This window comes from Salinicola endophyticus (assembly GCF_003206575.1).
Lineage (GTDB): Bacteria > Pseudomonadota > Gammaproteobacteria > Pseudomonadales > Halomonadaceae > Salinicola > Salinicola endophyticus.
The window spans coordinates 444,352-457,508 of the sequence record NZ_PZJO01000002.1 but is presented as its reverse complement, the minus strand read 5'-3'; the positions used below and the strand labels follow the sequence as shown (position 1 = coordinate 457,508).

Here is a 13,157-nt window from a genome sequence, read left to right as displayed (position 1 = left end):
ATCGCTCGATGGTGTTGGTTGTCGAGTCATCGTAAGCGCGAACGCCGCGACGACTGTTTCAGGTGCGTCATCGCGCAGAACAGGTGCGACCCGTATCGATATGGCGCAGCGGATAGTGCCATCGATGTCGCGCCGGTGCCGGTGCCGGTGGGAGGGTGGCCGGGGGGCGGCATGCGACGTTCCTGCCCCCGGCGATTTGGGTATATGCTGCCTGTGGGTCACGTACCCGGCCGCCGCTGGGTGCCCGCGTTTTTCGTCAATGCCTGCCACGAGGTAATGCGATGTCCTCCCGTGACGATGCCGCCGCGCGCGGCGTGCCCGGCTACGCCCATCTCGCCGAACTGGCGCTCGACCTGAGCTGCACCTGGCACCAGGAGACCGACTGGATCTGGCGTGCGCTGGACCGGCGGCTGTGGGAGCTGACCCACAACCCCTGGGCAGTGCTCCAGGCGGCCTCGCTCGAACGCCTGCGCACCTTTCTTTCCAACGCCGAGAATGCCCAGCAGCTGCAGGCGCTGATCGAGGCGCGGCACCGTCAGGCGACCCATCACGCCGCCTCGCCCCTGGGCAGTGATAGCGATCCCTTCACCATTGCCTACTTCAGCATGGAGTTCATGCTCAGCGAAGCGCTGCCGATCTACTCCGGCGGGCTTGGCAACGTCGCCGGTGACCAGCTCAAGGCGGCCAGCGATTTCCATCTGCCGGTGGTCGGCATCGGGCTGCTCTATCAGCGCGGCTACTTCCGCCAGACCCTCGATGCCCAGGGCCGGCAGCAGGCGCTCTATCCCTACAACGACCCGGGCCAGCTGCCGATTTCGCCGGTACGCACCGCCGACGGCGAGTGGCTGCGTATCGAAGTCTCGCTGCCGGGCTACGCGATCTGGCTGCAGGTATGGGAAGCGCGGGTGGGGAACACCAAGCTCTATCTGCTCGACAGCAACGACATCGCCAACTATCCCGCCTACCGCGGTATCACCAGCGAGCTCTACGGCGGCGACGAGGAGATGCGCCTGCGCCAGGAGATGCTGCTCGGCATCGGCGGCTGGCAGCTGCTGGAGCGGCTGGGGATCACGCCGCAGGTGTGCCATCTCAACGAAGGCCACGCCGCGCTGGTGGTGCTCGAACGCGCGCGGGCTCGCATGGAGCGCACCGGCGAGCCGTTCGAGGTCGCCTTCGCCATCACCCGTGCGGGCAATCTGTTCACCACCCATACCGCGGTAGAGGCGGGCTTCGATCGCTTTTCACCCAATCTGATCGTGCGCTATCTCGAAGCCTACGCCGAGCAGCGCCTGGGCATCGGCATCGAGGCGCTGCTGGCGCTGGGGCGCAGCAACCCCCAGGACGCCGGCGAGCGCTTCAATATGGCCTATCTGGCGTGCCGCGGCTGTCATGCGGTCAACGCGGTGAGTCTGCTCCACGAGCAGGTCTCGCGGGAGATCTTTCGCCCGCTGTTTGCGCGCTGGCCAACATCCGAGGTGCCGATCGGGCACGTCACCAACGGGGTGCATATGCCGACCTGGGCGTCACCGGCGGCGGAGGCGTTGTGGACCCACTTCTGCGGTCAGCCCCACTGGCTGGCTGGCGAAGGCGAGCTCAGCAGCGCCATGGCCAAGGTGCCGGCAGCGCGGCTGTGGCAACTGCGCAAGACCTCCAGCGCCCAGTTGGTGAGCTACGCCCGTGAGCTGCTGGCGCGCCAGGTGGCAGTCTCCGGCGGCAGCGCCGAGCTCACCGAGCGCGCGCGGCACGTGCTCGACCCCCATGCGCTGACCCTGGGCTTCGCCCGGCGCTTTGCCACCTACAAGCGACCCAACCTGCTGCTGCACGACCCCGAGCGGCTGGCGCGGCTGCTTGCCGACCCGGTGCGGCCGGTGCAGCTGCTGGTGGCCGGCAAGGCCCACCCCGCGGATCGCGAGGGCCAGGCGATGATCCAGCAGTGGGTGGCGTTCTCGCGCCGCGACGACGTGCGCGGCCGGGTCATCTTCCTGGCCGACTACGACATGCGTCTGACCCAGGAGCTGGTGCGCGGCGTGGATGTATGGATCAACACTCCGCGCCGGCCGTGGGAGGCGTGCGGCACCAGCGGCATGAAAATCCTGGTCAACGGCGGGCTCAATCTCTCCGAACTCGACGGCTGGTGGGTCGAGGCCTACCGCCCGGAAGTGGGCTGGGCGCTGGGCGACGAGCAGGAGCACGGTGACGATCCCGGCTGGGATGCGACCCAGGCGCTGGCGCTCTACGATCTGCTCGAACAGGCGATCGTGCCGACCTTCTTCGAGCGTGACGAGCAGGGCATCCCCCAGGCCTGGGTCGAACGCATGCGCGCCAGCATGAGCAGCCTGACCCCGCGCTTTTCGGTCAGCCGCACCCTGCGCGACTACTACCAGCGCTACTACCGGCCGGCGGCCGAGGCTTATCGGCAGCGTGCCGCTGGCGCCGGTGAGCTGGGGCGCGAGATCGCCGCCTGGCACCACGCCATCGAGCAGGCCTGGCCGGCGCTGCGTTTCGGCGCCAGCCATGTCGACACCCACGCGGGCGGTCACCGTTTTCAGACCTGGCTGCATCTGGGCGGGCTCACCCCGGAGGATGTGCGTGTCGAACTCTACGCCGATGCCGGCGCTGATCAGCCAGCCGCCTGCCACGAGATGCACGCCGTGCCCGGGGCGACACCGGACGCCTGCGAGTTCGTCGTCGAGATCGAGTCCAACCGGCCGGCTGAGGCGTACACCATCCGGGCCAGGCCCTGGCACGCCGCCGTGGTGCTACCGCTGGAGGAGCCACGGGTGCTGTGGCAGCGCTGAAGCGCGCCAGGCATTTTTCAGACAAATCATAGGAACGAACGCCGCTCGCGGAGGGGGAAAGTACACGCGGTCAACTTGGTCTTGGCTTGAGGTTGACCATGGGCCGTGGCACCATTCTGTCAACCCGTGAGGTATGGATGAGTTGACACCGATGACTGCCACCCCAGATACCCGCACCGCGTCTGCGGCTTCCGCGACCCGCCACGACTGGCAGCGAAGCGAGATCGAAGCGCTGCTGGCGCTGCCGTTCAACGATCTGCTGTTCCGAGCGCAGGGCGTGCACCGCGAGCACTTCGATCCCAACGCGGTGCAGATTTCCACGCTGCTCTCGATCAAGACCGGCGCCTGCCCCGAAGACTGCAAGTACTGCCCGCAGTCCGGCCACTACAACACCGGGCTGGAGCGCGAGAAGCTGCTCCAGGTCGAGGCGGTGCTCGAACAGGCGCGCCGGGCCAAGACGGTAGGCGCCAGCCGCTTCTGCATGGGTGCGGCGTGGAAGCACCCCAGCGCCAAGGACATGCCCTACGTGCTGGAGATGGTCAAGGGCGTGCGTGCGCTGGGGCTGGAGACCTGCATGACGTTGGGCATGCTCAGCCGTGAGCAGGCCGAGCAGCTCAATGATGCCGGTCTCGACTACTACAACCACAATCTGGACACCTCGCCGGAGTACTACGGCGAGATCATCACCACCCGCACCTACGCCGATCGTCTGGAGACGCTGGATCACGTGCGCCAGGCAGGCATGAAGATCTGCAGCGGTGGCATTCTCGGCATGGGCGAGAGCGTCAACGACCGCGCCGGCCTGCTGCAGCAGTTGGCCAATCTGCCGACCCACCCGGAGAGCGTGCCGATCAACATGCTGATCCGCATCCAGGGGACGCCGCTGGAACACGTGGAGGATCTCGATCCGCTCGATTTCATCCGCACCATCGCGGTGGCGCGCATCCTGATGCCGCGCTCCCACGTGCGCCTGGCGGCGGGGCGCGAGCTGATGAGCGATGAGACCCAGGCGATGGCCTTCTTCGCCGGCGCCAACTCGATCTTCTACGGCGAGCGTCTGCTCACCGCCCAGAACCCGCAGGCGAGTCATGACAAGCAGCTGTTCGCTCGGCTCGGGCTTCACCCAGAACAGCGTGAAGAGGTCGATGACGCCGCCCAGGAGGCAGCGCTGCAAGCGCAAATAACGCGTGCCCGGCTGGATGCACTGACCACGGATGCCAGCGCGCCTCGGCGTGCCGCCAGCGGCGCGGCCGCGGACGTCTGATGCGCGGCGCCGAGTCACTCGAAGCGGCGCTGGTGCCGCGTCTGGCCGAGCAGCGCGCCCGCGTGCGCTATCGCCAGCGTCACACCACCCGAGGTGTGGGGCCGCGGGTACATCGCGACGGCCGCGACTGGCTCAACGTCTGCAGCAACGACTACCTGGGGCTGGCCGGCGACCCGCGGCTGGCCGACGCGCTGGCGGAAGGGGGCCGGCGCTTCGGCGTCGGCGGCGGCGCATCGCATTTGGTGTGTGGCCATAGCGAGGCCCACGAGATGCTGGAGCGGCGGCTGGCGGCCTGGACCGGCTGCGAGCGGGCGCTGCTCTTCTCCAGCGGCTATCAGGCCAATCTCGGTGTGATCTCGGCGCTGCTGGGGCGCGGCGACATCGCCCTGCATGACCGCCTGAATCACGCCTCGCTGCTCGATGGCACGCGCCTCGCCGGGGCCCGGCTAGAACGCTTCGCGCATGGCGATACTGCGGCCTGCGAGACGCGTCTGGCAGTGCTCGACAGTGAGCGCCGCCGGCTGGTGATCAGCGACGGCGTCTTCAGTATGGATGGCGACTGCGCCGACCTGAGCGCGCTGGCGACCCACTGCGAGCGTCACGACGCCTGGCTGATGATCGACGATGCCCACGGCCTCGGCGTGCTGGGCGAGCGCGGGGCGGGGACCTGCGACGCCCAGGGGCTGGCACCGGGGCGAGTGCCGATCCTGGTCGGCACCCTGGGCAAGGCGCTGGGTACCCATGGCGCCTTCGTCGCCGGTAGCGAGACGCTGATCGAGGCGCTGATCCAGTTCGCCCGGCCCTATGTCTACACCACCAGTCTCTCGCCAGCCCTGGCCTGGGCCACCTTGACCAGCCTGGACATCGTGCGCGACGAGCCGGAGCGCCGTGACCATCTGCAGGCACTGGTCGCGCGCTTTCGCCAGCACGGCGCCGGGCTTGCCGAGGTCGGTCTGTCGCCCATGCCGTCGATGACACCGATCCAGCCGCTGCTGATCACGCAGCACGGCGAGGGGGCCAACGAGGCCACGGCGCTGGCGTTGGCCCAGGCGCTGGAAGCGCGCGCTATCTGGTGCAGCGCGATTCGCCCGCCGACGGTACCGGTGGGTAGCGCGCGCCTGCGCATCACCCTGAGCGCGGCCCATGAGCTGGCCGATGTCGACCGCCTGTGCGAGGCGCTCTACGACGCCGGGCGTCAGGTCATCGGGCAGGGTGGGGCGGCGATGCCGCAGAGGGCACCGGCATGACGCTCGCGGCCCGCCAGTGTGCTGTTCAACATCTCTCTGATTCGAATCCCAGTGATTCGAACCCCAGCGCTTCTAACTTTAACGACTCGGGTCTGACTGACCCGCAGGCAGCCGATCGGTACGATTCCCGGCAGCTGGTGATTCTGCCCGGCTGGGCGCTGGGCGTAACGCCGCTCGAGCCGCTGGCGAGCGCACTGGGTCAGCGTCTGCCCGGCTGGGAGATCACGCTGCTCGACTACGCCATGCTTGAGGCCCCCGAGGGTGGGCGGCTGGCTGGTCACGACGTCGATGCCTGGCTTGCCGCGCTCGAGCGTGCGCTGCCGGATGGCGCCTGGCTGTGCGGCTGGTCACTGGGCGGCATGCTCGCCACCGCGCTGGCCGCAAGGCGTGGTGCGCGTAAGCCCGGGCTGATTTCGCTCGCTGCCAACGCCTGCTTCGTGGCGCGGCCGGGCTGGCAAACCGCGATGGCGATGGAGACCTTCGACGCCTTCCGCCAGGGTTATCAGCAGGCGCCGGCCCGGACCCTCGGGCGCTTTGCCCAACTGGTCGTCCAGGGCGGTGAGACCCAACGGCCGCGGCGTGTCCGCTCGGCCCGCGAGCTCGCCGCCGCCGGTGCGCAGACGCCGCCAGATCAGGCACTGGCAGGGCTTGCGCTGCTCGAGGCGCTGGATCTGCGCGCGCGACTGGGGCAACTGAGCGTGCCCCAGCTGCACCTGTTCGCGGCCGATGATGCGCTGGTGCCCTGTGGCGCCTGCGATGCCGTCGCTGAATGCCTGCCGGCGTCTGGCCGTGCCGAGCGGATCGCGGCGGCGGGCCACGCCTTCCCGCTGGCGCGTGCCACCGAGACTGCCGAGCGGATCGCGACCTTCATCACCTCGAGTCGGGCCGAACGCGCCGATGCCGGGGGCCAGCCATGAGTGCGCTGGTGGATGCCCCCAGACTGGCGCGCCAGCGGCGTATCGCCAGTGGTTTTTCCCGCGCCGCGAGTAGTTACGACGCCGCGGCGGGGCTGCAGCGCGAGGTGGCCGACGCGCTGCTGGCGCAATTGCCCGCGGAGAGCCGTCTGACGACGGTGCTCGATATCGGGTGCGGCACCGGCTATGTCACCGCTGCCCTGGCGCGGCGCTTTGGCACTACCACCCTGGGGCTGGATCTGGCCCCTGGGATGCTCTCCACCGCGCGGGCCAGCCTCCCTGAGCTGGCGATCCGCTGGCTCGCGGGCGCCGCCGAACGGCTGCCGCTGGCGGCGGGCAGTGTCGATCTGATCGCCTCCAGCCTCGCCCTGCAGTGGTGCGACTCGCTGGCGGCGGCGCTCGACGAGGCCTGGCGGGTGCTGCGTCCCGGCGGTCATCTCGCCTTCACTACCCTGTGCCACGGCAGCCTGCATGAGTGGCAGGGGGCCTGGCGGGCGGTCGATGGGCGCGCCCACGTCAACCGCTTCCTGCCGGAGGAGACGCTGGCCGAGACGCTGGCCCGCCCCGGCTGGCGCTGCCGGCTGCATGACGTCACCACCCGACGCTGCTGGTATCCCGATCTGGCCGCGGCGCGACAGGCGCTCAAGGCGATTGGCGCCAACACGGTGATCGCCGAGACCGCTCCCTCCGCTCACACACCACCCCGCGGACTGACCGGGCGTGAGCGCCTGGCCCGGCTCGAGGCCGCATTCGAAGAATACCGAAGACCGGCCGGCATCCCGATCAGTTATCGTGTGGCAACTGTCGTGATGCAGCGTTGAAGCGGAGGAAGACCCCATGCAAGCACTATTCGTCACCGGTACCGATACCGAAGTCGGCAAGACCTTCATTACCGCCGGCCTGATGGCCGCCGCACGCCGGCGTGGCCTGAGCGTCATCGGCGGCAAACCGGTCGCCTCCGGCTGCGACCAGACCAGCGAAGGGCTCAGGAACAGCGACGCCACCACCATCCTGGCCGAGTGCAGCCCGGCGCTCGACTACGACAGCGTCAACCCGGTCGCCCTGGCGCCGGCGATTGCCCCGCATATCGCCGCCCGTGAGGCGGGTATCGCACTGGGCGTCTCGATGCTGGCCGAGCCGATGCGAGCGCTGCTCGACCGCGGCGCCGATGTCACCATCATCGAAGGGGCCGGCGGCTGGCGGGTGCCGCTCAACGAGCGCGAGTCGATCTCCGACCTGGTGATCGCGCTGGATCTGCCCGTGGTGCTGGTGGTCGGCGTGCGTCTGGGCGCGATCAACCACGCCCGGCTGACGCTGGAGGCGATCCAGCGCGATGGCGTGAAGGTGGCCGGCTGGGTCGCCAACATTCTCGAACCCGATACCCCGCGCATGGAGGAGAACCTCGATGCGCTGGCGCACTGGCTCGGCGAGTACGGCGGCGCTCCCTGTCTGGGCGTGGTGCCCTGGCTGGAGAGCCCGGACGCCGAGACCACCGCCGACCTGCTCGACCTCGACGCGCTGCTCGGCAGCCTGAGCTGAGCGAACGGCGTGGGCGGGGGCGGCAAGGCTTCACTCCGCAAGAGAAGACACATGAACCGTAACAGCGATTGGATGCAGCGGGATCTGGCCAGCCTCTGGCACCCGTGCACGCAGATGAAAGACCACGAGACGCTGCCCGTGGTGCCGATCCGGCGCGGCAGGGGCGTATGGCTGGAGGATTTCGAGGGGCAGCGCTATCTCGATATCGTCAGCTCCTGGTGGGTCAACGTCTTCGGCCACGCCAACCCGCGCATCAACGCGCGCATCAAGTCACAGCTCGACGAGCTCGAGCACGTGATTCTCTCCGGCTTCACCCATCAGCCGGTGATCGAACTCTCCGAGCGCCTGGGTCGGCTCGCCCCCGAAGGGCTGGGGCACTGCTTCTACGCCGACAACGGCTCCTCGGCGATCGAGGTGGCGCTCAAGATGAGCTACCACTACTGGCGCAACGTCGGGCAGCCGCAGAAGCGGCGCTTTCTCACCATCACCAACGGCTACCACGGCGAGACCCTGGGCGCGCTGGCGGTGGGGGATGTCGGGCTCTACACCGATACCTACCGCTCGCTGCTGCTGGATGTGATCAAGGTGGCCGCACCGGATGGCTTCGGGCTGCCGAGGGAGCAGTGGGTCGAGCAGGCCAGGGCGCGTTTCGCCGAGATGGAACAGGCACTAGCGCGCCACGCCGACGAGCTGGCGGCGGTGATCGTCGAGCCGCTGATCCAGTGCGCCGGTGGCATGCGCATGTACCCGCCGGAGTATCTCACCTGGCTGCGCGAGGCCTGCGACCGCCATGGTGTGCATCTGATCTTCGACGAGATCGCGGTCGGCTTCGGGCGTACCGGTACGCTCTTCGCCTGCGAGCAGGCCGGCGTGCGGCCGGACTTCCTGTGTCTCTCCAAGGCGCTGACCGGCGGTTACCTGCCGCTCTCGGTCGTCATGACCACCGACGAGATCTATGCCGCCTTCTACGACGACTACGACACGCTCAAGGCGTTTCTGCACTCCCACAGCTACACCGGCAACCCGCTTGCCTGTGCCGCCGCCCTGGCCACCCTCGATATCTTCGAGCAGGACGACGTGATTGCCGCCAACCGTGGCAAGGCAGCGCTGATGGGTCGCCTGGCGGAGCCGCTGCGTGACCACCCGCATGTCGGCGATGTGCGCCAGACCGGCATGGTACTGGCGATCGAGATGGTCAAGGAGAAGTCCAGCCTCACCCCCTACGACTTCCGCGAGCGGCGCGGTCTGCGGGTCTTCCGCCACGCCATCTCGCGCGGCGTGATGCTGCGCCCGCTGGGCAATGTCATCTACTGGATGCCCCCCTATGTGATCAGCGACGAGGAGCTGGAACTGGTGGCCGAAGTCACCCGGGAAGGGCTCGAGATCGCCACTTCTGATACCTGACCCCTGCCAGCGCCCCTCGACAGGCAGGCCGAGGGGCGCTCTCCCGCCGCTAGAGACTCTTCTCACACGATGCTCGCGCCCGCAGTTAACCCATGTCGTCACCCATATCGTGCCGATGTTGGCCCCAAGGCGTGGCCGGCAGGGCGATATCGCGCCACAGCGTAGGAAAATTCCGTCACGACGCTTGAAAATCGGCTAGCTCCCTCTCGACCAAGGTCGTAGAGGTGTTGTCGCCTTCATGGCCGGTCGGGATCGCTCGCCGCTGCGCGGATATCCGGGCTACACGCGCACAAGGTCATGATAAAACGCTTGTTTTCATGCGCCGAGTGGTGTCACACCCAACTTGCGGCGTTTCCGGAACGGATTTTCACGCTCGTGGTTGGCCCAGGGTCATACGTCATACATGACTACAAAAACCGCCTAAACGGGCGTTTTTCGGTAAAAGCCTTACCCCCACGCCACCGAAGTACTGATTGTTATGCTGTCCCTCTGGCTTCCATAGTGACCTTGCCGAACGACGATTGATGCGGCATTGATCGAATTAAAACGCGCGTTTTTCGTCGTCAAAATTTCGGCAGCGATAGTCACGAAGCCGACGCCTCAAGGAGTACAGCATGTCTATCTACCAGAGTGACCTCGATGCATTGAATCGATTGTGCCGAGAGCAGGAAGGACGCTGGGACAATATCAACCCCGAATCGGTGGCGCGTATGCGGGCGCAGAACCGCTTCCGTACCGGGCTGGATATCGCCCGCTACACCGCCTCGATCATGCGCCGGGACATGCAGGAGTACGACCGCGACCCGTCCCGCTACACCCAGTCCCTGGGCTGCTGGCACGGTTTCATCGGTCAGCAGAAGATGATCTCGATCAAGAAGCACCACGGCACCACCCGCGGGCGCTACCTCTACCTCTCCGGGTGGATGATCGCCGCCCTGCGCTCGGAATTCGGCCCCTTGCCGGATCAGTCTATGCATGAAAAGACCTCTGTGCCGGCGCTGATCGAGGAGCTTTACACCTTCCTGCGTCAGGCCGATGCGCGGGAACTGACGCACCTTTTCCGTGAACTGGATCAGGCGCGCAAGCAGGGCAACGAAGTTGCAGCGCGGGGTGTCCTCGAGAAAATCGACAACTTCGAAACCCATGTCGTGCCGATCATTGCCGATATCGATGCCGGCTTTGGCAACGAGGAGGCCACCTACCTGCTGGCCAAGAAGATGATCGAAGCCGGTGCCTGCTGCATCCAGCTCGAGAATCAGGTCTCCGACGCCAAGCAGTGCGGCCATCAGGACGGTAAGGTCACCGTGCCGCACGAGGACTTCGTCGCCAAGATCAACGCCGTGCGCCACGCCTTCCTGGAGCTGGGGGTCGATGATGGGGTGATCGTCGCGCGTACCGACTCACTGGGCGCCGGTCTGACCCAGAAACTGCCGGTGAGCAAGGAGCCGGGCGATCTGGCCCATCAGTACAACAGCTTCCTCTACACCGTGCCGATCTGCAGCGCCGACGATCTCGACGAGGGTGATAGCGTGATCAAGCTCGACGGTGACCTGCGCAAACCGCTGCGGCTGGCCAACGGCCTCTACCGCTTCCGCTCTGACACCGGCGAAGACCGGGTCGTGCTGGACTGCATCAACGCGCTGCAGAACGGAGCAGACCTTCTGTGGATCGAGACCGAGAAGCCGCATATCGGCCAGATCGCCGGCATGGTCGACCGAATCCGCGCGGTGGTGCCGGATGCCAAGCTGGTCTACAACAACTCGCCGTCGTTCAACTGGACGCTCAACTTTCGGCAGCAGGTCTTCGACCGCTGGGAGAGCGAGGGGCAGGATCTCTCCGCCTACGACCGTGCCCAGCTGATGAGCGCCGAGTACGACGACTCCGAGCTGGCGGCGGAAGCGGACCGCTGGGTGCAGAACTTCCAGCGCGATGCCTCCCGGCAGGCCGGTGTGTTCCATCACCTGATCACACTGCCGACCTACCACACGGCAGCGCTCTCTACCGATGAACTGGCCCAGGGTTATTTCGGCGAGGCGGGCATGCTCGCCTACGTGGCCGGGGTGCAGCGCCAGGAGATTCGCCGTGGCATGGCGTCGGTCAAGCATCAGGACATGGCCGGCTCCAATATCGGCGACGATCACAAGGAGTATTTCTCCGGCGCCTCTGCGCTCAAGGCTGGCGGTACGCTCAACACCATGAACCAGTTCGGCTGAGACTGGCTGCCCGCCGCGACACCGCGTGATCCGCGTTTTACCCTGGCCCCGGCGATCCCGGGGCTGGTTTTTTCTCGTCTACCTCCCGTCTCGATGACCGCCGTGATCCCCGCGCCCGTAGACCTGCTATTAGTGACCTGTCATCCGTAGACCTGCCATTCGTGACCTACTGCCCGGGCCACCTGTTTTGTGAAGACGCATGCATTTGCGAAGACGAACGCTTCAACTTCTTAATACCCGACATGACGGAGGGCCTCCCCCGCGGTAATGGATCTCGAAAATGGTTCCTGATCGCGGCTGCACTGCGCGCTAGATTGCCCCGAAATGACAGCGGATCGGCGGGGGCAACATGTTCGGTTTCGTGGACCATATCGATGCCGGTGGCGTAGCCGGCTGGTGTGTCGGCAGGGGAACCCAGCCGCTGCCGGGAAGAGGGCGCTGGGCATCCCGCGTGGTGGTGATCTCGGTCAACGATATCGACCGCTTCAGCGCCTTCTGCCAGGACCCCAGGCCCGACGTGGTACGCGCTGGGGCCGCGCGTGACCCCCACGTGGGCTTTCGCGCGCCGCTCACGCTGAAGCCGGGCGATCTGGTGCGCGTGCGCTTCGGTCTCGGCGGCCACATGCTGCAGAACGGCGTGGCGGTGATCGGCGATGAGCCGCTGCGCGGCCGCGCCAACGACTCGGGCTTCATGCCGCTGACGCCCTACGGTGGGCTGGATGCCTATCGCCAGCTGCTCGAGCCGCTGCGCACCCGGTTCAAGATCGAAGCCTTCCGCCCGCTGTTCGGTCAGACCGGTAAGCTGGCCGCCATGGCCTTGCAGACGCCTGACGGGCGCACGGTGGTTCCCATGGGCATGCCTGCGGCACGTGCCCGGCGCCAGGCGCGTCTCTACCGGGAGCTGCTGGCACCTCACCGGATCGCCTGCCCGGCGATCTCGCTGCGGGTCGATGCCGCGGGGGGCATCATGCTGTGTGCCGACTATGTCGCCGGCATCACCCTGGACAAGCACGTGCTGACCGATACGCGAGCCATGCGCACGACCATCGAGTGGGCCAAGCGCCTCAACGATCTGAAGCCGACCCCGGCGCTGGTGTCGCAGCTGCGGGAACGCACCCACGCCGACCGCCTGATCGCGCGCAGCTGGCGCCAATTGCTGGTGGGGCGGCGTGGTGGCGATCTGCGGCTGATCCTGGCCATGCTGTGGAGCGCCGGCGGGCTGCCGCGAGTCTTCTCCCATGGTGATCTGCACCGGGAGAATGTCATCGTCGAAGCGGGCAGTGGGCGGCCGCTGTTGATCGACTGGGACAACGCCGGCCTGCTGCCTCTCGGTGCCGATCTGGCCAGGCTGCTGCTCGGGGTACCGCCGCGTCAGGCCGAAGCCTGGATCGGCGGCTCACGGCAGCTACGCCTGGGCTGGAGCCTCTTCACATATCTTTCCCTGGCCCTACGCCAGGCCGACTTCATCGGCAGTGCGGACGCCTCCTACCTGGCCCAGCGCTTCCAGCAGCTCTCCCGCCCAACGGCAGCACCCCAGCCATCGCCGTCCAGAGTCAGAAGTGGCCCCCTGTAGGTGCGACCTTGCCCGTTCAGGGCGAAAGCATCACTGATTGATTGCCCGCCTAACGTGCTCTTAGATCCCTGTGGTGATCTCGTAAATCCATATGGCGCTCCCGTAAGCCTATGGAGTAATTCCCTCAGTCCCTGTGGCGTCCCCGCCAATCAACGTGCCGTTTAAAGTTCGTCTTGGGTTATCCCATTCGGGCGTGTGGTGGTGT

At 67.0% G+C, this 13,157-nt stretch carries 9 protein-coding genes; all 9 read left to right on the top strand.

The window, feature by feature from the left end; translation table 11 throughout:
- Positions 1-281: 281 nt before the first annotated feature.
- The 9 genes from glgP to DOM66_RS04635 all read left to right on the top strand — a co-directional run bounded on the left by glgP (position 282) and on the right by DOM66_RS04635 (position 12,952).
- The gene (glgP, locus tag DOM66_RS04675) at positions 282-2,798 is read left to right on the top strand and encodes an alpha-glucan family phosphorylase (protein WP_110689392.1); all 2,517 of its coding nucleotides are present in this window, start codon (positions 282-284) and stop codon (positions 2,796-2,798) included.
- A 151-nt stretch (positions 2,799-2,949) separates the two neighbouring features.
- Positions 2,950-4,062, top strand: a complete 1,113-nt coding sequence (gene bioB, locus DOM66_RS04670) for a biotin synthase BioB (RefSeq protein ID WP_110689391.1) — start codon at positions 2,950-2,952, stop codon at positions 4,060-4,062.
- The gene (gene bioF / locus DOM66_RS04665) at positions 4,062-5,309 is read left to right on the top strand and encodes an 8-amino-7-oxononanoate synthase (RefSeq protein ID WP_110689390.1); all 1,248 of its coding nucleotides are present in this window, start codon (positions 4,062-4,064) and stop codon (positions 5,307-5,309) included. The genes bioB and bioF overlap by 1 nt, the downstream gene beginning before the upstream one ends.
- Positions 5,310-5,446: 137 nt before the next feature.
- A complete protein-coding gene (locus DOM66_RS04660; RefSeq protein ID WP_157958985.1) occupies positions 5,447-6,226 on the top strand; it encodes an alpha/beta fold hydrolase in 780 nt (259 codons plus the stop codon).
- Complete coding sequence (gene bioC / locus DOM66_RS04655; RefSeq protein ID WP_110689388.1) at positions 6,223-7,044, top strand: malonyl-ACP O-methyltransferase BioC; 822 nt, start codon at positions 6,223-6,225, stop codon at positions 7,042-7,044. The genes DOM66_RS04660 and bioC overlap by 4 nt, the downstream gene beginning before the upstream one ends.
- Before the next feature lie 16 nt (positions 7,045-7,060).
- Complete coding sequence (bioD, locus tag DOM66_RS04650) at positions 7,061-7,762, top strand: dethiobiotin synthase (RefSeq protein WP_110689387.1); 702 nt, start codon at positions 7,061-7,063, stop codon at positions 7,760-7,762.
- 51 nt (positions 7,763-7,813) lie between these two features.
- Positions 7,814-9,166 (top strand): adenosylmethionine--8-amino-7-oxononanoate transaminase, encoded by a 1,353-nt coding sequence (locus DOM66_RS04645; RefSeq protein ID WP_110689386.1) that lies wholly within the window; start codon positions 7,814-7,816, stop codon positions 9,164-9,166.
- A gap of 614 nt (positions 9,167-9,780) precedes the next feature.
- Positions 9,781-11,379, top strand: coding sequence for an isocitrate lyase (locus DOM66_RS04640; protein WP_110689385.1), 1,599 nt, complete (start codon positions 9,781-9,783; stop codon positions 11,377-11,379).
- 349 nt (positions 11,380-11,728) lie between these two features.
- Positions 11,729-12,952, top strand: coding sequence for an aminoglycoside phosphotransferase family protein (locus tag DOM66_RS04635; RefSeq protein ID WP_110689384.1), 1,224 nt, complete (start codon positions 11,729-11,731; stop codon positions 12,950-12,952).
- Positions 12,953-13,157: the final 205 nt, after the last annotated feature.